Consider the following 23986-nt stretch of genomic DNA (forward strand, 5'->3'; position numbering starts at 1 on the left):
CTTTAGGCGTGCTTCGCAGGGCTGTCTAATATTAAGAATTTGAGATTTGATATCGAATGAATATCAAACCAGACAACCTCCAGGAACCTACTTCATGCCGCGAGCCAGGCTCGCGCTGCCTTGCATCCCTTCCGCTTCGGCCACCACCTTGAGCGGCACGGCGCCCACGGCGAGCGCACGTTCTATCTGCAGCTCGTCGCCCTGGGCGGCCAGCAGGTCCTGCAGCTGGCCAAATTCGCCGCACCACATGGATTCGACGTCCCGGTCGCGCGACACGTCGCGATTCGCCTCAGTGGACACCACGCGGACCTGCATGCGGCCGCTCTGGCCGCCGACTTCGACGCCGTAGCCGGGCACCGAGGATTTCTTGATCACCACGCGGCCGTCATTGGCCCAGGCCGTTTCCATGCCTTCGTGGACTTCATAGCCCAGCTTCGCCAGGCCGCCCAGGATCGCGCGGCGCCGCGCCGTGGCCGCCTGCTGCTGCTGGGCCTGGGCAAGCAGCGCTTGCCCGGACTCGATCAGGGCAATCATGGCGGCAGCGGAGGCGGCCGCGTCCAGCTGCGCCGCCTGCTCGACGTAGGCCACCGCTTCGGGCGTCGCGTAGGCGCTCATCTCGGCGCTCAGTTCTTCCAGCGCCTCGCGGGCGGCGCGCCGCTTGCGGGCCGCGTCGATCGCGGCGGCCAGATCCAGGGTCAGGCTGTCCAGCAGAAGCCTGCGGCGGGCATCGTTCGTTTCCTGTTCCATCGCCACCAGTCTGGCCGCATATCCAGCCGCCTCGGCCTGACCCAGATGAATGCCGGCCTCACCGATCTGGCGGCCCAGCCGGGCAATCGCCGGATCGCGGTCCAGCGTGGCATTGGCCACCTTCCAGGCCCGCAAATCCATGGCGGGTTCAGCGGAGCCCAGGGCGCGGGCCAAGCTCTCCTGCGCGGCGCTAAGCGTTTTCGAGGCCTCGGGCGCCAACAACCCGAATGCCCGCGCCAGCACCGCATCGGCGTCATCGAGCAGCTGGCCATTGCGCATGCGCGCCAGCGACGCGCCCAGTTCCGCCGGCACTGCGATGCCCTTCGCTTCGAGCGCGCCCAGCACGGTCGCCGCGCCATGGCGAGTGTGGCGCTGGCGCCGGGCGGCTTGCTCTGCCTTGTCGGCTACCGCTTGCTGTCGCCGCGCCGTGTCGGCCTTGAGGAAGGCAATCTCATCCGGCACGCCCTTCTGCAACCGCACCAGTTCGCTGGTTTCAACGAGCGCGGCCAGCGCGGCGCGCCGCCGCCAGGTCGCCGTGATCTCATCATCCGACAGCATGCCGCACCCTTGCCCTGCCGCGATCCAGGCGGCCATGGCCTTGTCCAGGCGCTTCAACAGGCCGTCTGCAATCTCCAGCATCTGTTCCCGCGTAACCAGCACCACTACCTTGGGACCGCTCATGCCGCCACCTCCTGGACCATCGCAAGTTCGACTGCCGCCTTCAGCCGCGCACGCTCGGCCTCGGGCTCCTGATACCAGGCCTGTGAGGACACGCGATGCAGTCTGGGAATCGCGCGGCCCAGCACCAAAGGACGCCAGATTTCGCGCGCCCTGGCGCGCATCAGCAGCGGATGGCGCGGCGCATCGCATTCGATGCCCAGCGCATACAGTCCCGTCTCGGGGTCGGCGATGGCGAAATCCATGCCAAAGGCATCGCCTTCCTGGGCCGGCACTGGCGTAACGCCCAGCGTCTTCAGATAGGCGAGCACATCGGCCGCGAAGCCATCGGCGGCCTCGCCCTGTCGCGTCCTGGCATGCGCCCGCTCGCTGCTCATCCGTCCCATCAGGGCACGTCCCGCAGCCAGTTCGCCATTGGACATGGCGCGGGCGTACTCCATGTAGCCCTGCAGATAGTCGCGCGGTGCGGCCGGGCGGCGCTGCGTGGTCAGCATGTCGGAGATTTCGCGTATCGGCATGGACGTGACCAGCACCACCTTCTGGCGGGCGCGCGTCACGGCCACGTTCAGGCGCCGCTCGCCGCCTCGCTGGCCGAGCACGCCGAACAGACGCCGGAAGGTGCCCTGGCCATTGCGGCCGAACGTTGTCGAGAACACGATGATGTCGCGCTCGTCGCCCTGCACGTTCTCCACGTTCTTGACGAAGACCGCCATGTCCTCACCCCTGTCCACCCGCTCCAGTTCCACGCGGTAGGCATTGCGGAACGCCTCGTCAGCCTCGGCGCGCAGTTCCAGCCGCTCCTGGATGAGATCGGCCTGTTTGCGGTTGAAGGTGACCACGCCGAGCGACGGGCGCTGCGCGGCCGGCTGCTGCCAGACGCCGGCCAGGTAATCGACCACGCGATCCGCTTCGGCGCTATTGGTCTGCTGTTCGTACAGGCCGTCCACCTGAATCAGCTCCAGCGGCCGGGCCTCGCGCACCGTGGCGTCGGGATGGCGCACCGGCACGCTCAGATTATTCTCGTAGAAGGCCGCGTTCGAATAGCCTATCAGCTCGCGATAGGCCGAGCGGTAGTGGATCTGCAGGGTCGATACCGGCAAGGCGCTGCGCGCCAGCTGCAGCAGGTCCGGGCAATCCTTGATCTCGCGCCGGTTCCAGGTGTCTTCAAAGCGCTCACGCTCATCTTCCGTCGCGCTTTCGTCAGGCTGTTCGCCGTCATAAACCTCGGCCTCGTCGCTTTCTGCGCGGCTGGAGAAGAAGGCTGTGGGCGGCATCTGCTTCTCGTCGCCGCTGACGATGGAAAGGCTGCCCCGGAACAAGGTCGGAATGGCGTATTCGACCGGCATCTGCGAGGCTTCGTCATAGACGATCGCGTCGAATAGGCCAGGCTTCAGGGGCAACACGCGGCTGGCCACGTCCGGATTCATCAGCCAGACCGGCCGCAACGCCATCAGGCCCAGATCCGAGCCCAGTTCGATGAACTCGCGCAGGCGCCGCGAACGCCGGCCCGTCAAGCGCGTCAGGTCTTCCCAGGCGCGCGCCGTGCCAAGGCGCGAACGGTCTATGCCGTAGCGCAGCACCTCGCGGTTGAGCTCGCGCATCTTCTGGTCCGCCTCGGCCAGCGAACGGACCTTGGCCTCTGTCTCGCTCTGATCCAGCAACAGCTCCGGATTGTCCTGTTCCATGCGGCGCTTCCAGCCCAGCCTCGCCTCGCGATTGATAAGGCGGCGCACCGCCTCGTCCAGATCACCGGAGGCCAGCTGCGCCAGCGCTTCCTCATGGCCGCGCAGGATCGCGAACACTTCCAGCGCAGCGTCACCCAGATGACGCGCGCGGGTCCGGAACTGCTGATAGGCGGCCAGTGTCGGCAAGGCATCGCCAATCCGGTTCAAAGGCGCCTGATAGCTGATGTTCTGCACGATGGCCTGCCGGCAGCCCGCGGACAGTTCCGGCGACAGGAATTCCTCCAGCGCGGCCAGGGCTCCAAGGCTGTGCTGGCGGGCGTTGTGGCGCACGAATGCCGCCTCGAAGCCGTCGAGCAATTGCTCGACCGGCTCGCGGTTCCCTGTCATGACCGCGGATTCGAACTCCTCGCCGCGCGGCGCCGCTGAAAGATGCTGGGCGAGCTCGCGGATTTCCTCAAGCTGACGTAGACGCGTGAAGCAAGCGTCCGCCAGGCCCGGCACCTCGTCCGGGGCCACCGCATCCAGGCCCAATTCACCGCTCATGCGATTCAAACCGGCGCGCAGCGGCCGCAGCCCCTGTTCCAGCCGGCTGGCGGCCAGCAGCTTGCGCAGGCCGGCGTCGTCCTGGGCCACGCCTGCCGACTTGAGGAAAGTCATCAGGCTGGCACGACGCAGATAGCTCAGCGGATTCAGGCGCGACCAAAGGGTGGGCATCCGCGTCGCCAAGGCGGCCTTGCCCGCCAGGCGATCCAGTTCCTGATCGCTCAGGCGGGCCACGGCGGGCGACAACGCGAGATCGTGATCGCCGGTAGCGCGCGACGCCAACTCACGATGCAGGGCAGCCAGAGCCGCGTACAGGCGCTGCCCTTCGGTGTCCGGATTGGCGGCGGGCCGGAACAGAGGCAGCCATTGCGCGAGGCGCTTTCGCTGCGTGTCGTCCAAAGCCACCAGTCGGCTGGCATGCACGTCCAGCCATGCGTGGTAAGGCGCGGGATCGTCGATATCGAAATGCGCCGGATGCGCGGCCAACGTCTCGACGCGCAGGCGCTCGGCTTCACGGAAAGCGGCGTACAGCGCGTTGAAGCCGTCCAGCGTCGCCGCATCCGTGGCGAAGGGCTGGAGCTGCGCCAGCGCGCTGCCTTCGAATTTCGCCGGCAGCCAATAGCGCGTCAGCGGCGCGCACAGCTCTTCCAGCGTGGCCAAGGCCGAGATATCCAATGCGGCCAGCTTGCCGCGCAACTGTGGGACGCTGACAGGCGGCGTTCCGGCTTCGAGCTGGATCAGCTCGCCCAGCAGGCCGCGAAAGCTCAGCCCCGTCTGCGCGTCCACCTGATGCAGCGCTGCGTGCTGGCGGTCCAACTCGCCCTCCAGCGATTCGATCCTGGCCGCCATGCGCTCGCGCTGCCGTATCCAGCTGTGGTCGAACACCGTGCCGCGCAGGATCGCGTCCAGCTGTTCGCGCACGGCGCGTATGGTCGGCTCCCTGTCCTTGTTCACGTCGTTGAGCATCACGACGCGATCGCCCAGACCTTCCGCCACCAGACGCTTGTGCACCACATCCAGCGCCGCATGCTTCTGGCAGATGATCAGGAGGCTCTGGCCGCGTCCGATCGAGTCGGCGACCATGTTGACGATGGTCTGGCTCTTGCCGGTTCCCGGCGGCCCCTCCACCAGCAGGCCCGGCTCCTGCCGCGCCTGAAGAATGGCCGCCTCTTGCGAAGGATCGCTCGCCACCGTCAGGTAACGGTCGATCTCGGCTGACTCCGCCACGGGCGCGTCGTAGGCCGATTTATCCTTGAGCCGCAGCATAGATTCGAGCGCCGTGCCCGAAGGCGACAACTGCTTGAGCTGCCGCAGGTCCTCGCCGATGGCCTGGCCCGCGAAGTCCACATGGAACAGCACCGCCGCGCAGGCAATCTGGGCGCTGCCGGCAGGCATCTCCAGGGACAGCGGCGGCAAGGCGCCAAGCTGGCGGCTGGCCACATCGGCCAGCAGGCCGAAGGCGTCGACCACGTCGCCCGCCTTCAACGCCGACCGTCCCAGCACGTCATCGGCGGCCGCCCGCCAGGCCTTGACCGCTTCGCGGCCCAGCAGTCCTTCCAGCGCCGGGTTGAGCCGCACTTCCTCGCGCTCGCCGTCGAAAGCCACGGCGACCTGTCCGCGCGCGCCCGCTTCCATCAGCAGCTTGACGGGCCACAACAGGACCGGCGCAATGCGCGGACGGACCGTGGCGCGATGCTCGCGGAACAACAGGAAGGGAAAGCCCAGGTATAGGCCATCTATGCCGGTGTCTCGCTTGTAGAGCGAGGTCTGGCGGTACAGCGCGTGCAGGCGGTTATCCAGCATCGGCGTTGCGCTGAGCACGGCCGGATCCACCGTCACAGACTGGGCATTGCGTCCCACCAGATGATCCAGCAAGGCGCTGCTGGAAACCCGGTCGCCGTTCAGTTCGCGCAGATCAACCCGGCCCGTGGTCTTGCCTATGCCCATCCGCACCAGGGGGCCGCGCAGCACGGTGGTCGCAACTTTCTTCTCGAAGAAATCCAGCACTTGCGCCACGTACTGTTGCTTTTGCGGCTCCAGCCATTGCTCGGGCGGCACCGCCAGCAGGACCACCGCTTCGTGCAAGGGCAGGCGGCGCTCCAAGCGGAACTCGTCCGCCCAGTCGTCCAGCGCCCGGTTGCCTGTGCGCGCGAACCCGGCGATCCGCTCGTCCACGGCGCGGAACAGATCGGCGCGCGACAGCGCCAGCAAGGCGCGCGCGGCATCGCGCTCGAACAGCAGGATGCTCTCGCGCTGCGCCACGCCGGCCGCCTGGTCAAGAATTTCCTCGACCGAACGGAACTGCGAAATCGAGGCGCTCAAGAGGACGATCAGGTCCTCTTCGCTGAACGTGCGCCGCTCGGACAGCGACAACAGGCCCGGGTGCTCGGAATCCGGCAGCAGCAGCCGCCGTTCCTCCCACTGCGCCGCCAACAAGGCGCGCGAGGTCGACAACACGGCAACGCGGACCATGTCCTCATCGAGTTGGATGTCCAGATTGCGCGCGCGTTGCCGCACCTGTTCCGCGCGCGTGCGCAGCCTGGAGATCCAGTTTTCCGTTTCCAGCTTCGCCAGGAAATCCGGGATCTGGCCGGTCACCAGGTCGTAGCCCTCCAGCGGGCTCTGCAACAGCCAGCCGGGCGTGACGATCTCGCCGCGCAGAATCAGCGGCATGTCCGGATTCAACAGCTTCAGCGCGACCATCAGGCGGCCATCGTCATCGACGCCCTCGAGCTGCATGGCCTGCCGCAATCCCGCCACCGTCCTGGCGCTGGCGCCCGCCTGTTCGACCCAGGTCAGCACCACGCCGCGATTCAGATGGTCGCGGGCCTCGTCCCAGTTCTCGCGCTCCGCAGCCGCCAGGGCAAACACCGCGGGCCGGCGGAACTGCCGCTGGCCCAGGGCAATGGTGGCGCCTTCCGCGGCGTCGGCTTGCGTGGTGCTGGCCAAAGGCGCTGCCACCGGCAAGCCATCCAGCCAAGCCTTTACCTGCGGCCACTGCCAGCGTTCGTGCCGGTCGCGGGCCAGCAGCCCCCGCAGCAGCAGGTGCAACGAGGGCTCCAGATCATCGGGCAGCGCCACGCCGTTGGCCAGCACGTGAATCAGGAAGGCATGCGGGTTGATACCTTCGAAGCAGCGGCCGTGAGTCAGCTGTTCCAGCAGGATCATGCCCAGGCTCCACCAGTCCGACGCCGGCGCCACGCCACCCGCGATGGCCTCGGGCGCCATGTAGCGCGTGGTTTCAAGCGGGGAGACAATGTCCAGGTCGAACTCCGACAGGCGCGCCGAACCGAAGCCGCTGATGACCAGGTCCAGGGGATCGCGGCTGCGCACCAGCAGGGTCGCCGGCCGCAGGTCGCGATGCCGCAGCCCGACCTCGAAAAACGCGTGCAGCGCGCGGCCAAGCTCGTCCACGACATGCCTGATCGCCTCGACGTCATGCATGGCGATGCCCAGGTCGGCCAGCGTGCCCCCGCTCATTTCTTCGGCGACCTCATATGCGCGGCCGTCCCAGCGGCCGGTCGCGATGATCTCCGGCACGTGACCCGTCGGCAGGCGGCGCAGCACGTCGTAGACGGCGGGGTCGGGTTCCGCGCCGGGGCGGTACAGCGTCAGCACGGCTTGGCGGGCGGTGTCCTGCTGTTGCGCCAGGTAGCGCTCGCGCACGCCGTCGGTGCTCGATATCTGGCGCAGCAGCCGCCAGCCGTCGATGCGTGTCTCGCCGGGATCCGCTGCGGCCTCGTCCGCAGCCGTAGGCGCGCCTGCGGCATCCGCGGCGTCCGCGCCGCACGCCAGGCACATCAGATCGCCCTCGTTCATGGGGTGGCCGTTGACGCAGGCCAAGGCCGGACCCGGCTGGTCTTCCGTCTGCGGCTCGGCCGTCCTGACTTCCTGCGGCCGCCAGCCATTCGCGCGTATGGGCACCAGCGACAGATCCCAGTCGCAAGAGGATCCATTGACCGTGCCGGCGCAGTAGAACTCGTCCACCGATCGCTCGGTGTGGCAGTTCGGGCAAAAACGCATCATGACTGCTGATTCCTGTCTTGTTTTTATGGCACCTTGGCGGCGCTGGTCCGGAGGTGATGCCCTTGACCGGTCAATAGCTCGCGCAGGCGCTGGAAATCGCCGCGCGACGGGATTCCCGCCAACCATACGCTGCCGTCGTCGTCGAACATGACGTCCAGCGCCTTGGCGCCTGCGGGCAGCCCGGCAAAGCGCTGGCGCCCAAGTGGAGTCAGGCAATGCAGGCGCTGGTTGTCGCTGCCGCGCAGCGCCTGCGTCTGCGGCGCGGCCAGATCGAACGGATCGGAAATCAAGGCGTCGATCAGGCCGTCGGCCTCGGCAAGCGCATCCGCCAGCCGTTCGGCCGCGTGGCCGCTGTAGACCAGGATGTCGCCCGCCGACAGGTGCCGCAGGCCGCGCAACAGCGCCAGCAGCGCCTCGGGCTGGTCGAAGGGTTCGCCGCCGGAAACCGTGAAGCCGTCGGCCTGCGGCAGCCAGGCGGCCAACTGCGCCAATACGGCGTCGACTGTGGTTTCGCCGCCGGCCTCCACCCACGTATCCATCGAAATGCAGCCAGGGCAGCGTATGGAACAGCCCTGGAACCAGATTCCGATCCGGCGCCCTGGTCCCAGCGTGGTCACGGGGAAATGCAGGCGCGAGATCCGGATATTCATGGCCCGCGCTTTTCCAGCCGGAAGGCCTCCGCGTCCAGGCCCGAGATCAGATAGCGGTCTGCGGGCTGCGCATCCTGATCGAACAGGCCGCGCGCCAGCGGATTGAGCAAGTGCGCTTCAAGCTGGTTTCGGATGCCGCGGCCGCCGTTGGACAGATCGCCGATGCAGCGTTGCCGCAGCGCCGCCTTCGAGGCCTCGGCAAGTTCCACGCTGATGCCCAGAGCCGCGATGTCCGCCAGGATGGAGCTCACCATCTGCTCGAAAATTTCGGTCGCCACATCCTTGCGGATGAAGTCGAACACGATGATGTTCTCGCCGATCCGGTTCAGGATTTCCGGACGATTGAGCACCAGCTTGAAATGCCGCTGGATCTCGCCCAGCACATTCTTCTGGATATCCTCGAAGCTGTCGCCGGGATGGACGTTCGCCACGCGCTGGCCGGTATCGTCCGGGCGGTATATGCCCAGATTGGACGTGAACACGATCAGCGCCTCGGAGAAATACACGCGGTCGCCGCGGCCCGAGGTCAGCACTCCGTCATCGAGAATCTGCAGGAACTTGTCGAGGATGCGCGGGTGCGCCTTCTCGATTTCATCGAACAGCACCACGCTGAACGGTCGCTCGCGGATCGCATTTGTCAGTTCACCGCCCACGTCATAGCCTACATAGCCGGGCGGCGCGCCTATGAGGCGCTGGTCGGCATGCTCGGCGCTGAACTCCGACATGTCGAAGCGGATATAGGCGCTTTCATCGCCAAACAGCAGGCTGGTGACGGTCTTGGCCAGTTCGGTCTTGCCCACCCCGGTCGGCCCGGCCAGGAAGGCAACGCCACGCGGCCGGTTGCCCTTGCGCTGCGTGCCCACGCCGGTCATGGCGCGCTTGACCAAGTCCAGCATATGCGTCACCGCATGCGTCTGGCCCTTGACCCGGCGGCGTATGAACGAGTCGGCATTACGGATCTTGTCGCGGTCAATGCGCAGCCAGGGATCTTCCGTCACGCCGACCTTGTAGCGCCGCACCGCGTCCGCGATGTTGGTAATGGACACGTCTTCCACGCGCGCCAGCGTGGCGATCGCGTTCATGTCCGCCAGCAGCAGACCTTCCGAGCCGTCCACGAAGGCCGATTCGGCCTCGGCCAGAACCTCTGGCGTCGCCTCCCGGGCGCCGGGAACGCCGCGCAGCAAGGCGCCCGCCAGGGCGCGGCGCGCGGCGCTGTCCGGCTTGGACACCGGGACATGGCGGATGCGGGGGTTCTCGATCAGCAGCCAGTCGGGCAGATCGCCTTCCTTGTCGACGATCCAGATCACGGTATTGAAAAACGGACGCCGCGACTCGCCCGCGGGGCGCGCGGCGGCGCTGTGCGCCAACACCAGCGCCCGGGTGAACAAGGCATGTTCCGCGGCGCTGAGGGTCTCGCTGCGCACGGCCAGGCGCGACGCGAAATCGATGATCAGGGCGACAGGCGGACCGGCCAGGGCGACCAGACGCTCCAGACAGGCGGCCAGCGCGTCCATGCCGCCAGGCGCAGCGCCATCCACCGGCGTCAGGCCCAGCCGGCGCAAAGTCTCGTCAGGCGGCTCGGCCGGCACCTCGCGGCTGTCGGGCACCGTAAAACCCGTCACGGGGCTCCAGACGACCAGCTGGGCGTATCCGGCTTCGCACAAATTGTCGGCCAGGGTGCAGACGAGCGGCTGCGCCGCCACCAGGCCCGGCGCAACCTCGCAGGCCTGCAGATCGCGCACGTTGCCGGACAGCACGAACTGGCTTTTCAGCGGAAGGAATCGCAGCGTGTCCCGTAACCATCTGGGTTTGACATATGCAGACATGGGCAGGCAACGAGGGCGGAAAATGAAAGCCAGACGTTACCATAGAGCCCCCCTGCGCAGCGGCCTCAACGCGCCGCCGCGGCCAGCTTGTGCACCCCCCTGTTCCGGATGCACCTGGCGATCACGCCCCATGAATTCCTCACTGACGAGGCCTAGAGACTGGCTGCCGAGAACGCCAGGAGTATTCGTGGAATACTCAGGGAACTTCAAGCGCGATGGGAATTACTGCAGTGGCTAGTCACAAACTGCGTATGCTGTTCGGCGCGGCAGCTTCGATCGTCTTTGCCTGGTACTGCTTCCACGGATTGTCGTGGCTTGCACGCGGTGTCGGAATCATTCCGATCGCGCACTACGATCCGCCGGTAGACCAATGGATTCTGATCGGTGACCCGATGCTTCAAAGCTGGCACAAGGTCCGCGTGTCCGAGGACTTTACGCTTGCTGGCATCGCACTCATTTTCCTGACCCTGGTGCTGTCCTATTACGTCGCACGCGTGGCCTATCACCTCAGTTTCGCGAAGGTCTTCACCCGCCACGACCGTTGGTTTGTCGCGGGATGGATGATCGGCGCGCCATTGATGGCCGCGCTGGGGCACGTGTTCGTCCTCCTGGTGTTCGAGCAGTCCTGGGCTGATCGATGGCCCACGCTTGCTGGCGCGGCCGTGCTGATCGCTTTTGCCGTGTCGGCGAAACTGTTCGCGGATTCCTGGCGGTGGATCATGCGCAGGCGCAGGGTTCATGCGATCTGACACGCCCCTGCGGCCTTGCAAGCGACGCCCGTTCCCGGCCTGCCCAGCATCCATCCGCATTCCGTCCTAAAATGCCGGGTTTGCCGAAAGAACCGTCATGGCCATCGCCATGAAGGGCTTTCATCCTTTACGAATGAGTGTGGTGAAGATGAACAAGCCTTTCATTTCGCTGTGCCCGGAAATTACCCGGACGCACGCGCTGACGCTGATGGATTGGTTGGAAGACGAGCGCGTCACCTGCTATCTGAGCGATTCGCGCAATGTCTCCCGCTTCATCGAGCAAGCCATCGATCGGACGCAACTGCCGATCCTGACCCATCTGTTCAACCAGGGCGGCCGCTTCTTCATGGCCTATGACAGGCGCGACGTCCCGGTGGGCTTCGTGCGCCTGGTCAAGACCGGCCCCGACTGCGAAATCGTCCTGGTGATCGGAGACTGCGACAACTGGGGCCGGAACCTGGGGGCAAGCACGATCCGCGAAGGCATGAAGCTGGCCTTCCTCGACATGCGGGCCGAAAAGCTCATCGCCAAGATCCACCCGGACAACGCACGCTCGCTGAAGACCTTTCTGCGCAGCGGCTTTCTGCTTGAGACCGAAACGCCGACACTGAAGTCATTTTCCATGACTGCGGGGCGCTATCTCCGGCTGTTGCGCGAAGGTGCCGTTGTCGACTCCACGGATATCTACGTCACTGAGATCGACAAGGCACGGCTCAAGGAGCTGATCGAACTCGAGCAAGGCCCGGCTATTGTCGAACTCGAGCACGAGCTTGAACGAGCCATCGTCGTCGCGCCGCAGCAGGTGGCACGGAATGTCGTCACGATGAACTCCAGGGCCTTGCTGCAGCTGGACGACGAAGAAATGGAAGTTGCCCTGGTCTACCCGGAAGACGCCGACAGCAGCGCGGGAAAGTATTCCGTGTGTTCCGACGTCGGCGCCGCTATCCTGGGCTACCAAGAGGGGGATTCCATCGATTGGCGGATTTCAGACCGGACCCGCCGGATCGGAATCAGGAAAGTGCTTTACCAGCCGGAAGCCGCGGGCGATTTCCATCTGTAGACCGCTGGGAGGCTGGGGCGCCTGCGCAAAGGCGGCCTTCCATCAGGGTTGAACCGTCAGCAGGTTGGCGTCGCGCGCAAGCCGCCACTTGCCGTCGGACTCTTTACGCAGAAGTGTCAGCGTGTATCCCGAACGCCGGACGGATTTTCCGCCGGGCGGCGCGGCCGTCATTTCGATGCGATTGCGGATGAACGCCCTGTCTCCCAGCAGCTGCAACTCGACGATCTGGTTCGTACCCCCGATCTGCATGTCGCCCATGCTTTGAGAGAGCGCCGCAAACGCCTCTTTGCCAAACGGCTCCTGCCCCGGCACCGAGAACACCACGTCGTCGGTCATCAAGGTCAGAACGGTTGCGAGGTCGCCTGCCTTGCTCGCAGCCATCCAAGTCTCTACAACCTGCCGGATCGCTTTTTCGTCGTCGGTCATTGCGGGCACCTCGATTCTTGGGCGTCAGACCTTGGGACCGATCCCAAAATCACAGTCGAATATCGGAGGAGAGAGATGGAGCGGGTGATGGGAATCGAACCCACGCTTGAGGCTTGGGAAGCCGCCGTTCTACCATTGAACTACACCCGCTCGGGTGTCGTGCCCTCGGCGCAAAGCCGAAGCAGAGGCGGCGATTATAGCGCGCCTTTTTTCATCGCCGCCGCCTGCCGTCGCCCTGCCGCAGCGGCCCTCAGCCTCAAGGCTGTAAATATGTCCCCAATTTAGTGCATCTGGGCGACAGCGGCGCGCCGGGCCTGCCACTACAATTCGGGCTATGAATACGAACACCCCCGAAAACAACCCCGCAGCCGCCTCGGCCCCGGCTGCCGCAAGCACCCCCGCGACGCCTGGCGGCGAACCCTCGGCTACCGCCGTTTCCCCGGAAACGCAGGCTGCGCTGGCCAGTACCGCCCACGCTCCCAACAGCCCCGGCGCGACCCATATCCGCAGTTTCGTGCACCGCCGCGGCCACATTACGCAGGGCCAGCTGGCCGCGCTCGAGCGCCTGATGGGCCAATGGTCCATCCCGTATGCGCCGCGCCGCCTGGATCCCGCCGCCGCCTTCGGCCGGCAGGCGCCGACGGTGCTGGAGATCGGTTTCGGCATGGGCGAGACCACCGAGAAGATCGCGCTGGCGCGCCCGGGCGACAACTTCCTGGGCGTGGAAGTGTTCAACGCCGGCGTCGGCTCGCTGCTGCGCCGCATTGAAGACTCCAGCATCCCGAACCTGCGCATCATCCAGCACGACGCCGTGGAAGTGGTGCGCGACATGATCGCCCCCGATTCGCTGGCCGGCGTGCACATCTACTTCCCGGATCCGTGGCCCAAGAAGCGCCATCACAAGCGCCGCCTGATCCAGCCCGCGTTCATCTCGCTCTTGGCCAGCCGCATCGCGCCGGGCGGCTACATCCATTGCGCCACCGATTGGGAAGACTACGCGGTGCAGATGCTGGAAGTGCTGGGCAACGAGCCGCAGCTTGCGAACACCGCGGACGGCTACGCCCCCCGCCCCGATTACCGCCCCCTGACCAAATTCGAGAACCGCGGCCTGCGCCTGGGCCACGGCGTCTGGGACCTGATCTTCAAGCGAGTCGCCTGATGCTATACCCGCCCATCGAACCCTACCGCCAAGGCACGCTGGACACCGGCGACGGCCACCAGATCTACTGGGAACTCTGCGGCAATCCGCAGGGCAAGCCCGCCGTGTTCCTGCATGGCGGCCCCGGCAGCGGCTGCTCGCCCGTGCATCGGCAGCTGTTCGATCCGCAGCGCTACAACGTGCTGCTGTTCGATCAGCGCGGCTGCGGCCGTTCACGGCCCCACGCCAGTCTGGACAACAACACGACCTGGCATCTGGTATCCGACATCGAGCGCCTGCGCACCGAGGTCATGGGCGCGGAAAAGTGGCTGGTGTTCGGCGGGTCCTGGGGTTCGACGCTGGCGCTGGCCTATGCGGAAACGCATGTATCGCACGTGAGCGAGCTGGTGCTGCGGGGCATTTTCGGGCTGCGCAAGGCAGAAATCCAGTGGTTCTATCAGGAAGGCGCGTCGTGGCTATTCCCCGACCGCTGGGAAGAATATCTGGCGCCGATTCCGGAAGACGAGCGCGGCGACCTGGTGGCCGCGTATCACAAGCGCCTGACGGGCGATGACCCGGCCGAGCAGTTGCGCGCGGCCAAGGCCTGGAGCAAGTGGGAAGACAGCACCATCACGCTGCTGCCCAGCCCGCGCCATCAGCAAAGCCATGCCGCCGACCGTGCCGCGCTGGCATTCGCACGCATCGAGAACCACTACTTCGTGAACCACGGCTTCATGGAAGAAGGCCAGTTGATCCGCGACGCGCACAAGCTGCGCGGCGTTCCGGGCACCATCGTGCAGGGGCGCTACGACGTCTGCACGCCCGCGCGCACCGCCTGGGACCTGCACCGCGCCTGGCCCGAAGCCGAATTCCACCTGGTCCCGGACGCGGGCCATGCGTTTGACGAACCCGGCACGTTGGCGCGGCTGATCGCCGCCACCGACGGCTATGCGCGATAACTGAGGAGACCTGCATGCACATCACCCTGAACGGAGACGCACGGGAGTTTCCCCTGGACACGACCGTGAACGAACTGCTGGAGGCCCTGGGCTATGCCGGCAAGCGCGTGGCCGTGGAACGCAACGGCGAAATCGTGCCCAAGAGCCAGCACGCGCAGACCGCGCTGACGGACGGCGACCAGGTCGAAATCGTGGTGGCCGTGGGCGGCGGCTGACGCCTGCGCCGCGTTGAAAAACTGCCAAGACAAGGGCCGCTGCGATAGCGGCCCTTGTCGCATGTAGCCGCGCGCCCGATGCGGTTTAGACCGATCGCGGCGCATTCCCTGCAAACTGACCAGCATTCTTGCGTAGTCTGCCAACAGGCTAGCAACCTGTTACACGTTAACCCCTCGTCGCGCGGGGAATGTGCGAGTCATAATCGTTCCTGCTGGTTTCGTACTCTCTTGTCTTGCTGTTGTTCTAGCGTTGCACATCGCCCTCGCGGGGCAGAGGAGGCATCATGAACACCGCAGTCATCATCAACCTGATCATCCAGCTTGTCGCCGGCGCTGCCGGGGGCAATGGCCTGGGAAAGATGCTCCAGCAGTTCAATCTGGGCCCGTTGGGCAACACCATCGCAGGCGCCATCGGCGGCCTGGCTGGGGGTTCCTGGCTGGCTCCGATGATCACCGCAGGAGCGAACGCGGTTGCAGCGGGCAATACGGGACTGGATCTTTCCGCGATCGCCAGCAGTGTGGTCGGCGGCGGCGTCGGTGGCGCCGTGCTGACCCTGATCGCCGGCGTCGTGCGCAAAATGTTCATGGGCCAAAAGCCCTGATGGCACTTGTTTCTCTCACCGCAACATAGATAAAGGAAACACTATGGGTCTGCTCAATTTCATCAAGGACGTTGGAGAAAAGCTCTTCGGCGCCAGCGAGGCCAAGGCCGCGACGGCGGACGAATTGAAGAAAGAGCTCGATAAGCACGGCCTGAATGCCGACGGCTTGCAGATCTCGGTCGATGGCGACAAGGTCACGGTGGCGGGCGAGGCCCTCAGCACGGAAGCGGCCGAGAAGATCACTCTGGCGCTGGGCAACACCGTGGGCGTGGCCCAGGTGGACAACCAACTGAAGGTGAAGCAGGCCACCCCGGAAGCCAAGATGTACACGGTACAGAAGGGCGACAACCTGTGGAAGATTGCCGAGGCGCAATACGGCAAGGGCCAGGGCGCGAAGAACAACCTGATCTTCGAAGCCAACAAGCCCATGCTGACCAGCCCCGACAAGATCTATCCGGGCCAGGTGCTGCGCATCCCGCCCCTGTCCTGATCATTGCGATAAATCGGACAGGCCGGAAGGCACCCATGCGCTTTCCGGCTTGCATCGCGGCAGGCGCCCCCTGCTAGCCGCGATTACTTGGCCAGACGCAACGTCTGGCCATTTTTTTGCCCGTCTCTCCAATAAAAAATGCCCCAACAGGGGCATTCCAGTCGGGCGCAAGAAGGCCTTTTTCCGCCGGGCCGCCCCAAGGAAAAAGAGCCCCCTCGGGAGGCAGAGAGCTCACGCAGTGAGCGAAGCGTGGGGGCACCGCAAGCGCACGCAGTGCGCGCGCCGTGGGTGGCCTCACTTCATTCCAAAGCGGCCCAAGCCCTTCATGCCGCCCATGGCGCGCATCATCTTGGCCATGCCGCCCTTCTTCATCTGCTTCATCATGCCCTGCATCTGGTCGAACTGCGCGAGCAGGCGGTTGACTTCCTGCACCGGCACGCCGGAACCGGCCGCGATGCGGCGCTTGCGCGAGGCCTTGATGAGTTCGGGCTTGGCGCGTTCGGCCGCGGTCATGGAATTCAGGATGCCTTCGGTGCGGCGCAGCTGCTTTTCAGCCTGCCCACCCTGCAGCTGGCCAGCGGCCTGCTGGAACTGGGCCGGCAGCTTTTCCAGCAGCGAGCCCATGTCGCCCAGCTTCTTCACCTGGCCGAGCTGGTCGCGGAAGTCGTTCAGGTCGAACTTGTTGCCCGACTTGATCTTCGCGGCCAGCTTCTGGGCTTCGGCGATGTCGATGTTCTTCTGAGCCTGTTCGACCAGCGACACGATGTCGCCCATGCCGAGCACGCGTTGCGCCATGCGCTCGGGGTAGAAGGGCTCCAGGCCATCGAGCTTTTCCGAGACGCCGACGAACTTCAGCGGCTTGCCGGTGACGTGGCGCACCGACAGGGCCGCGCCGCCGCGGGCGTCGCCGTCCAGCTTGGTCAGCACCACGCCGGTCAGGGGCAGCGCTTCGGCGAAGGCGCGCGCGGTGTTGACCGCGTCCTGGCCCTGCATGGCGTCGACCACGAACAGCGTTTCCACCGGCTTGACCAGGTCATGCAGCGCGCGGATTTCGCGCATCATGGCCTCGTCGATGCCCAGACGGCCGGCCGTGTCCAGGATCAGCACGTCATAGTGATGGCGGCGCGCATGGTCCACCGCGTTGCGGGCGATGTCCTCGGGCTTCTGGCTGGGGTCGGACGGCAGGAAGTCCACGCCAACCTGGGCCGCCACGCTCTTCAGCTGATCGATAGCGGCTGGGCGATAGACGTCGGCGGACACCACCAGCACTTTCTTCTTGCCGGTCTTGCGGCCGTGCTGGGTGTGCTGGCCTTCGCTGAGCCAGCGCGCCAGCTTGCCGGTGGTGGTGGTCTTGCCGGCGCCCTGCAGGCCTGCCATCAGGATGACGGCGGGCGGCTGCACCGCCAGCGACAGTTCGCCGGAGTCGGCGCCCAGGTCGCCGCCCATCAGGGCGGTCAGCTCCTTGTGGACCACGCCCACCAGGGCCTGGCCCGGGCTGAGGCTGCTGGCGACTTCTTCGCCCAGCGCCTTTTCCTTCACGCGCGCGACGAACTCGCGCACGACGGGCAGGGCCACGTCGGCTTCCAGCAGCGCCATGCGCACTTCGCGCAGCATCTCCTGGGTGTTGGCCTCGGTCAGGCGGGCTTCCCCGCGCAGCGTCTTGACGACGCGCGACAGGCGTTGAGTTAGGTTATCGAGCATGAGAGGCGTTTCCGCTTAAACTAGTTGATTGAACGGTGGCCGCAGGCGCGGATTCTGCGCTTTCGGGCGGCATGCGCCCCAAGGCCCCATCCAGACAACGGTTTCTATGTCACTAGGCATTGTATTTCACACGGCGGCTGCCTTGGCGTACGCGGTGCTCGGGGGGTCGCTCTGGATCCGCCTGGCCGGCGCCGGCGGCGTGGAACAGACGGGAAAAATCGCCCGCCTGTGCCTGCTGGGAGCCCTGGTTCTCCATGGAATCGGGCTGCAACAATCGATGCTGGGCACCCAGCACCTGTTCATAGGGTGGGCGCTGGCCCTGTCCGCCGCCATCTGGTTGGGCATGGTGGTGTTCTGGCTGGAAAGCCTGCTGGTGCGCATAGACGGCCTGCAATTGCTGCTGCTGCCGGCAGCCACCATCGCCAGCGGCCTGGCCGCCATCTTCCCCCAGGGCCAGTTCGTGCCCCACGCCAATGACGCCTGGCTGCGCGTCCACCTGCTGATCGCCCTGGCGGCCTACGGCCTGATCACCATCGCCGCGCTGCACGCCATGATGATGGCGCTGCTGGACCGCCACCTGCACCGTCCGCTGGACGCCCCCGCCGAACGCAGCATCATCGGCCGCGTGCTGGACTCCCAGCCGCCGCTGCTGGTGCAGGAACAGCTGCTGTTCCGCATCATCTGGATCGGCTTCATCGTGCTGACGCTGGCCGTGGGCACGGGATCCGTGGCGTCCATGAAGCTGACGGGCAAGATCCTGCCGTTCGACCACAAGACCGTGTTCACGCTGTTGTCATGGCTGACCTTCGGCGTGCTGCTGGCCGGCCGCCACATCTGGGGCTGGCGCGGCCGCGTCGCCCTGCGCTGGACGCTGACGGGTTTCGGGTTCCTGATTCTGGCCTATACCGGCAGCCGGTTCGTGCTGGAAATGATTCTGCATCGAGGTTGAAGTGGGCAAGTTGCTGTTCTGGATTGTTCTGATCATCCTGGTGCTGTTCGTGGCCCGCCTGGCCGGCCGCATGGCAGCCGCGCGGCAAGCCGGCCAGCAGGGCGCGAAGAAGCCCAAGACCGATGCGCGCGGCCCCAAGCCGCTGGAGTCCATGGTGCGCTGCGCCCACTGCGGCATCCATCTGCCCCGCTCCGAGGCCTTGCAGCAGAACGGCCAGACCTGGTGCAGCGCGGAACACGCGCGTCTGGGCCCGGCCCGGCACTGATCCGCCTGATTAGAGGCTTGCCGCCCCGCACGGCATAATGCGTGTTGGAAACCACACGCATGCTCTCTTCCCATGGCCTTGCTTCTGGATCGTCATGGCTGGCTGGCGCCAGCCCCGGGTGTTTCGCTCATGCCCTCCCCCAACTGCGATGCGCGCCCCGCCGGCGCGCAGGCGTCGCTGCTGGTGCTGCACAACATCAGCCTGCCGCCGGGCCAATTTGGCGGCCCTGAAGTCGCGGGGCTGTTCCTGAACACCCTGGACTACGGTTCGCATCCCTGGCTGGAACGGCTGCGCGGCCTGCGCGTGTCGGCGCATTTTTTCATCCGCCGCGACGGCAGCATCGTCCAGTTCGTGTCCACCGACGAACGCGCCTGGCATGCGGGCGTGTCGCGCTTTGCAGGCCGCGAACGCTGCAACGATTTTTCCATCGGCATCGAGCTGGAAGGCACTGACACCTTGCCCTATGCCGAACCCCAGTACCTGGCCCTGCGCAAGCTGACGCCAGTGCTGCGCGCGCGCTATCCCCTGGCGGCAGCCTGGGGGCACGAGCACATCGCCCCCGGGCGCAAGACCGACCCCGGGCCCGCTTTCAACTGGACGCGCTTTGCGCGCGACAGCGGCTTTGCACGGCGGCAGCTGCCGCCCGTCTGACACTACAAGGAATGGTTATGTTGAAGATCTGGGGACGCCTGACTTCCGTCAACGTTCAGAAAGTCATGCTGGCGGTGCGCGAACTGGCGCTGCCACATTCCTTCATTCAGGCGGGCGGCCCGTTCGGCGTGGTCGACACGCCCGAATTCGCCAAGCTGAATCCCAACCGCACCGTGCCACTCATCGACGACGGCGGCTTCGTGCTGTGGGAATCGAACGCCATCGTGCGCTATCTGGCCGCGCGCTACGGCGCGGGCAGCCTGTGGCCGGAAGACGTCTGCATGCGCGCGGATGCGGACCGCTGGATGGACTGGCAGGCCACCGAATGGCAAGGCGTCATGGGGCCCGCGTTCCTGGGCCTGATCCGCACGCCCGAGGATAAGCGCGACCGCGCCGCCATCGAAAACTCGGTCAAGCGTTCAAATGCGCGCGCCCAGATCCTGGACCAGGCCCTGCAGGGCCGCGAGTTCATCGCTGGCCGCCACCTGACCATGGGCGATATCGCCCTGGTCTGCTCGGCCCACCGCTGGCTGGCCCTGCCGATCGAACGGCCCGACACGCCGGCGCTGTCGGCCTGGTACCGCCGCGTCATGATGCGTCCGGCCCCGCAGGGCGTGCTGACGCTGCCGCTGGAATAAGACGCAGGGCCGCGGCCTCAGCCGCGGTCCACCTTCCACCCCAGTTCCGCTGAAATCCCCGCCGCGGCGCCCTGCACCACGGCGACCATGTCGCGCATGCGCTCCAGCGACATGTAGGGCACCGTGCTGGACACGCTGATCGCCGCGACGATGCCGCTGGAAGCGTCGCGCACGGGCGCCGCCACGCAGCGGATCGACGGCTCGTTGTCTTCCAGATCGAACGCATAGCCGTGGGCGGCATAGTCGCGCATGCGGTCGCGGAAGGCCTCCCAGGTCGGGCTGCCGCCTCCCGCGCGCGACGACACCGGCGCGCCGACGCGGTACAGCGCTTTCCATTGCGGCTCTTCGGTATCCAGCAGCAAGGCCTTGCCCACGCCGGTGGCGGCCAGCGGCATGCGGTGCCCCACGCGGGAGCGCATCTCCAGCCCCTTCTTGCCGGGGATCTTTTCCAGGTACAGGACTTCGTCGTTGTCGCGCACGGCCAGGTGGATGGTGTCGCCCGTCTGCTCAGCCAGGCTGTCCAGGTAGGGACGCGCCAGCGTCGCCATCGGAAAGGCTTCGCGCGCCTGGAAGCCCAGTTCGATCAGCTTCGGCCCCAGCACATAGCCCACGCCGGGCAAAGACCGCAGATAGCGTTCCTGCACCAGGCAACTGGCCAGCCGGTGCGTGGTGCTGCGCGCCACGCCGATGCGGGCGCAGATTTCCTTCAGGTCGCGCGCGCCGCCGGACACGGCCTGCACCACCGCCAGGCCGCGCATCAGCGTCTGCGTGCCCGCGGGCGCGGCGGCATCGGGATCCAGGGTGGGCGTACGGTCGGGAGTCTGCGTGGAGGTCATGAAAGCGGGGCCGGGCAACAAGAGACGAGTGCAAGCATAACCGCCGCGATCGCGGCGGGATGCGGGGATAAGACGCGGATTGCGGGCGATTCCCGCAAAGAACGCCGAGGAGGTGAAACAAGCTTCACCTCCATTTATTCCCTCTATATGGGATTTAATTCTATATTTTGAGATTTTTCAAGCGCTGATCTAGAATTTTTCCCATCGCCCGCCGCGCGCTCACCTACGCCCGGCAGGCATGAGACAACAAGGTCCGCAGAACCCTGCCCCGCGCCAGCCTCACCGCGCGTCCGCAGCCCGGTTTGCGGCCGGAAACGAGACAGCTTCTGATGACTACCGGATCTCCCGCCCGCGCGGCGCTTATCGCGCTGGATTGGGGCACCTCCTCGCTGCGCGCCTACCGGCTGGATGCCGCCGGCCGCACGCTGGATACGCGCCATCTGCCCTGGGGCATCATGCGCCTGCCGCAGCCGCTGCAGGACGGCGCCGCCACCACCGCCCTGTCGGGCTTCGAACTGGCTTTCGAACAAGCCTGCGGCGACTGGTTGCGCGCCGAACCGGCCCTGCCGGTGATCGCCTGCGGCATGGTCGGCAGCGCCCAGGGCTGGAAGGAAGCCGCCTACCTGGACGTGCCGGTCGACCTGCAGCGCATCGGCACGCTGCTGACCAAGGTCGAGCGCGAGGGCGGCCCCGCCCTGCACATCGTGCCCGGCCTGATCCAGCGTCACGGCCTGCCCAACGTCATACGCGGCGAAGAAACCCAGGTCGTCGGCGTGATGGCGGACCAGGCGACCCGCAGCGCCGACAGCGTCCTGATCGGCCTGCCCGGCACCCATTCGAAGTGGGTCAGCGCCCGCCGCGGCCGCGTCACCCACTTCGACACCTTCATGACTGGCGAGGTCTACGCCGCGCTGCGCGGCCACACCATCCTGGGCCGGACCATGGCGGACGCCGCCAGCGCCGACATGGCCGCCTTCGAACGCGGCCTGAAGGTCGCCGGGGCGCCGGCCGGGCGCGCGGGCGTGCTGTCCACCATCTTCAGCACGCGCGCGCTCGGCCTGACCGGCGAACTGGCGCCCGAATCGCAGGCCGACTATCTGTCGGGCCTGCTCATCGGCCATGAAATCGCGGCGCTGGCCGGCATGCTGCAGCAGCAGGGCGAACTGCCCCGCATCGTGCTTTGCGGCGACGCCGCGCTGTGCCGGCGCTACATCCAGGCCATGCAGCACTACGGCCTGGGCACGCCCGAACAGGCGCAGAACGCCACCGAGCGCGGCTTGTGGCACCTGGCCGTCTGCGCCGGGCTGGTCGCCTCGCCCTCCACGGAATAGGAATCGAACATGAACCATCCCGGTCTGCAAACCGCCATGGCCCACTGCGGCCTGATCGCCATCCTGCGCGGCATCAAGCCCGCCGAGGCCGAAGCCATAGGGCTGGAGCTCTACGCCGCCGGCTTTCGCCTGATCGAAGTGCCGCTGAATTCGCCCGACCCGCTGGACAGCATCCGCGCGATGCGCGCGGCGCTGCCCACCGACTGCCTGATCGGCGCGGGCACCGTGCTGGACCCCGAGGACTGCGCCCGCGTCCAGCAGGCCGGCGGCGAACTCATCGTCATGCCGCACAGCGACGCCGCCGTGATCCGCGCAGCCAAGGCGCTGGGCATGGCCTCCTGCCCCGGCGTCGCCACGCCCACCGAAGCCTATGCCGCGCTGGCCGCAGGCGCCGACGTGCTGAAGATGTTCCCGGCCGAGCAGCTCGGCCCCGCCGTGCTGAAGGCCTGGCGCGCCGTGCTGCGCCCGCCGATCGCGCTGGCGCCCGTGGGCGGCATCACGCCCGACAACATCGCCATCTACGCCCAGGCGGGCGCCAGCGGCTTCGGCCTGGGCTCCGCCTTGTACAAACCCGGCCTGTCGGCCGCCCAAGTCGGCCAGAACGCGCGCGCATTCATCGCGGCCTGGCAACGCGCCTATCCCGCCCAGGAGACCCAAGCATGAAGATCACCAAGCTCACCACCTACATCGTGCCGCCGCGGTGGTGCTTCCTGAAGATTGAAACGGACGCCGGCATCGTCGGCTGGGGCGAGCCCGTGGTCGAAGGCCGCGCCCATTCGGTCGCCGCCGCCGTCGAGGAACTGTCCGACTACCTGATCGGCAAGGATCCCCGCAACATCGAAGACCACTGGACCGTGCTGTACCGCGGCGGCTTCTACCGCGGCGGCGCCATCCACATGAGCGCGCTGGCCGGAATCGATCAGGCCCTGTGGGACATCAAGGGCAAGGATCTGGGCGTGCCCGTGTCGCAGCTGCTGGGCGGCAACGTGCGCGACCGCATCCGCGTGTACTCATGGATCGGCGGCGACCGCCCGGCCGACACCGCGGCGGCCGCCAAGAGCGCCGTGGAGCGCGGCTTCACCGCCGTGAAGATGAACGGCACCGAGGAGCTGCAGTACATCGATTCCTTCGACAAGGTCGAGAAATGCCTGGAGAACGTGGCCGCCGTGCGCGACGCGGTCGGCCCCAACGTCGGCATAGGCGTGGACTTTCATGGCCGCGTGCACAAGCCCATGGCCAAGGTGCTGATGAAGGAGCTGGACCCGTTCAAGCTCATGTTCATAGAAGAGCCGGTGCTGAGCGAACACTACGAAGCGCTGAAGGAACTGGCCCCGCTGACCTCCACCCCGATCGCGCTGGGCGAACGCCTGTTCTCGCGCTGGGACTTCAAGCGTGTGCTGTCCGAGGGCTATGTGGACATCATCCAGCCCGATCCCTCGCACGCCGGCGGCATCACCGAAACCCGCAAGATCGCGGCCATGGCCGAAGCCTATGACGTGGCGCTGGCCCTGCACTGCCCGCTGGGCCCGATCGCGCTGGCCACCTGCCTGCAGATCGACGCCGGTTGCTACAACGCCTTCATCCAGGAACAAAGCCTGGGCATCCACTACAACGCCGCCAACGACCTGCTGGACTATGTCAGCAATCGCGAAGTCTTCGCCTACGAGGACGGCATGGTCGCGATTCCGCAAGGCCCCGGCCTGGGCATCGAGGTCAACGAGGAATACGTGAAGGAGCGCGCCGCCGTGGGCCACCGCTGGCGCAACCCTGTCTGGCGCCACGCCGACGGCAGCTTCGCCGAATGGTAAGCCGATAAAAATC

21 protein-coding genes and 1 tRNA gene are annotated in these 23986 nt (G+C 66.4%); 14 read left to right on the forward strand and 8 right to left on the reverse strand.

Annotation, left to right across the window (positions count from 1 at the left end):
* Positions 1-87: 87 nt before the first annotated feature.
* Genes ACZ5YA_RS18375 through ACZ5YA_RS18390 form a run of 4 tightly spaced genes read right to left on the reverse strand, consistent with a single transcriptional unit; the run spans position 88 to position 10155 of the window.
* Positions 88-1428, reverse strand: a complete 1341-nt coding sequence (locus ACZ5YA_RS18375) for a hypothetical protein (protein ID WP_464091049.1) — start codon at positions 1426-1428, stop codon at positions 88-90.
* Entirely contained in the window at positions 1425-7679 is a 6255-nt protein-coding gene (locus ACZ5YA_RS18380) for an AAA domain-containing protein (RefSeq protein WP_464091050.1), read from the reverse strand. The genes ACZ5YA_RS18375 and ACZ5YA_RS18380 overlap by 4 nt, the downstream gene beginning before the upstream one ends.
* A 23-nt stretch (positions 7680-7702) precedes the next feature.
* Positions 7703-8329 carry a 4Fe-4S cluster-binding domain-containing protein gene (locus ACZ5YA_RS18385; RefSeq protein WP_464091051.1) on the reverse strand — a complete coding sequence of 209 codons (627 nt, stop codon included), beginning with the start codon at positions 8327-8329 and terminating at the stop codon, positions 7703-7705.
* Entirely contained in the window at positions 8326-10155 is a 1830-nt protein-coding gene (locus tag ACZ5YA_RS18390; RefSeq protein ID WP_464091052.1) for an AAA family ATPase, read from the reverse strand. The genes ACZ5YA_RS18385 and ACZ5YA_RS18390 overlap by 4 nt, the downstream gene beginning before the upstream one ends.
* Positions 10156-10406: 251 nt before the next feature.
* Between ACZ5YA_RS18390 and ACZ5YA_RS18395 the strand changes: the two genes are divergently transcribed.
* Positions 10407-10904 carry a hypothetical protein gene (locus tag ACZ5YA_RS18395; protein WP_464091053.1) on the forward strand — a complete coding sequence of 166 codons (498 nt, stop codon included), beginning with the start codon at positions 10407-10409 and terminating at the stop codon, positions 10902-10904.
* 97 nt (positions 10905-11001) lie between these two features.
* Complete coding sequence (locus ACZ5YA_RS18400) at positions 11002-11964, forward strand: bifunctional GNAT family N-acetyltransferase/nucleoside diphosphate kinase regulator (protein ID WP_464091054.1); 963 nt, start codon at positions 11002-11004, stop codon at positions 11962-11964.
* A 42-nt stretch (positions 11965-12006) separates the two neighbouring features.
* Here the strand turns inward: ACZ5YA_RS18400 and ACZ5YA_RS18405 are convergent, their stop codons facing one another.
* The gene (locus ACZ5YA_RS18405; RefSeq protein ID WP_464091055.1) at positions 12007-12390 is read right to left on the reverse strand and encodes a YybH family protein; all 384 of its coding nucleotides are present in this window, start codon (positions 12388-12390) and stop codon (positions 12007-12009) included.
* A 76-nt stretch (positions 12391-12466) separates the two neighbouring features.
* Positions 12467-12540: transfer RNA gene (locus ACZ5YA_RS18410), tRNA-Gly, on the reverse strand.
* Between the two features lie 184 nt (positions 12541-12724).
* Between ACZ5YA_RS18410 and trmB the strand changes: the two genes are divergently transcribed.
* The 5 genes from trmB to lysM all read left to right on the forward strand — a co-directional run bounded on the left by trmB (position 12725) and on the right by lysM (position 15794).
* Positions 12725-13549 (forward strand): tRNA (guanosine(46)-N7)-methyltransferase TrmB, encoded by an 825-nt coding sequence (trmB, locus tag ACZ5YA_RS18415; RefSeq protein WP_165867763.1) that lies wholly within the window; start codon positions 12725-12727, stop codon positions 13547-13549.
* Positions 13549-14487: a prolyl aminopeptidase gene (pip, locus tag ACZ5YA_RS18420; protein WP_118931501.1), complete on the forward strand. Its 939-nt coding sequence runs from the start codon at positions 13549-13551 to the stop codon at positions 14485-14487. The genes trmB and pip overlap by 1 nt, the downstream gene beginning before the upstream one ends.
* A gap of 14 nt (positions 14488-14501) precedes the next feature.
* Positions 14502-14702 carry a sulfur carrier protein ThiS gene (gene thiS, locus ACZ5YA_RS18425; RefSeq protein WP_057285417.1) on the forward strand — a complete coding sequence of 67 codons (201 nt, stop codon included), beginning with the start codon at positions 14502-14504 and terminating at the stop codon, positions 14700-14702.
* A 284-nt stretch (positions 14703-14986) separates the two neighbouring features.
* Entirely contained in the window at positions 14987-15304 is a 318-nt protein-coding gene (locus ACZ5YA_RS18430) for a hypothetical protein (protein WP_118931500.1), read from the forward strand.
* 43 nt (positions 15305-15347) lie between these two features.
* Positions 15348-15794 carry a peptidoglycan-binding protein LysM gene (lysM, locus tag ACZ5YA_RS18435; RefSeq protein ID WP_054459342.1) on the forward strand — a complete coding sequence of 149 codons (447 nt, stop codon included), beginning with the start codon at positions 15348-15350 and terminating at the stop codon, positions 15792-15794.
* A 294-nt stretch (positions 15795-16088) separates the two neighbouring features.
* On the opposite strand, the gene ffh is transcribed toward lysM, so the two are convergent.
* A complete protein-coding gene (gene ffh / locus ACZ5YA_RS18440; protein WP_054459340.1) occupies positions 16089-17495 on the reverse strand; it encodes a signal recognition particle protein in 1407 nt (468 codons plus the stop codon).
* A gap of 106 nt (positions 17496-17601) precedes the next feature.
* Between ffh and ACZ5YA_RS18445 the strand changes: the two genes are divergently transcribed.
* The 4 genes from ACZ5YA_RS18445 (at position 17602) to ACZ5YA_RS18460 (ending at position 19998) form a co-directional block, all read left to right on the forward strand.
* On the forward strand, positions 17602-18444 hold the full coding sequence (locus ACZ5YA_RS18445; RefSeq protein WP_059373914.1) for a cytochrome C assembly family protein: 843 nt from the start codon (positions 17602-17604) through the stop codon (positions 18442-18444).
* Between the two features lies 1 nt (position 18445).
* Positions 18446-18709 carry a PP0621 family protein gene (locus tag ACZ5YA_RS18450; RefSeq protein ID WP_059373915.1) on the forward strand — a complete coding sequence of 88 codons (264 nt, stop codon included), beginning with the start codon at positions 18446-18448 and terminating at the stop codon, positions 18707-18709.
* Between the two features lie 72 nt (positions 18710-18781).
* Positions 18782-19360, forward strand: coding sequence for a 1,6-anhydro-N-acetylmuramyl-L-alanine amidase AmpD (gene ampD, locus ACZ5YA_RS18455; RefSeq protein ID WP_251878910.1), 579 nt, complete (start codon positions 18782-18784; stop codon positions 19358-19360).
* A 17-nt stretch (positions 19361-19377) separates the two neighbouring features.
* Positions 19378-19998, forward strand: coding sequence for a glutathione S-transferase family protein (locus ACZ5YA_RS18460; RefSeq protein ID WP_059373917.1), 621 nt, complete (start codon positions 19378-19380; stop codon positions 19996-19998).
* 17 nt (positions 19999-20015) lie between these two features.
* Here the strand turns inward: ACZ5YA_RS18460 and ACZ5YA_RS18465 are convergent, their stop codons facing one another.
* Positions 20016-20834 (reverse strand): IclR family transcriptional regulator, encoded by an 819-nt coding sequence (locus tag ACZ5YA_RS18465; RefSeq protein ID WP_059374026.1) that lies wholly within the window; start codon positions 20832-20834, stop codon positions 20016-20018.
* Between the two features lie 329 nt (positions 20835-21163).
* On the opposite strand from ACZ5YA_RS18465, the gene ACZ5YA_RS18470 reads away from it, so the two are divergent.
* The 3 genes from ACZ5YA_RS18470 to dgoD are packed head-to-tail and all read left to right on the forward strand — an operon-like array spanning position 21164 to position 23973.
* Entirely contained in the window at positions 21164-22165 is a 1002-nt protein-coding gene (locus tag ACZ5YA_RS18470; protein ID WP_059373918.1) for a 2-dehydro-3-deoxygalactonokinase, read from the forward strand.
* A 9-nt stretch (positions 22166-22174) separates the two neighbouring features.
* A complete protein-coding gene (locus ACZ5YA_RS18475; RefSeq protein WP_280015946.1) occupies positions 22175-22828 on the forward strand; it encodes a 2-dehydro-3-deoxy-6-phosphogalactonate aldolase in 654 nt (217 codons plus the stop codon).
* Complete coding sequence (gene dgoD / locus ACZ5YA_RS18480; RefSeq protein ID WP_059373920.1) at positions 22825-23973, forward strand: galactonate dehydratase; 1149 nt, start codon at positions 22825-22827, stop codon at positions 23971-23973. The genes ACZ5YA_RS18475 and dgoD overlap by 4 nt, the downstream gene beginning before the upstream one ends.
* Positions 23974-23986 lie beyond the last annotated feature (13 nt).

This window comes from Achromobacter sp. JCM 18799 (genome assembly GCF_055395645.1).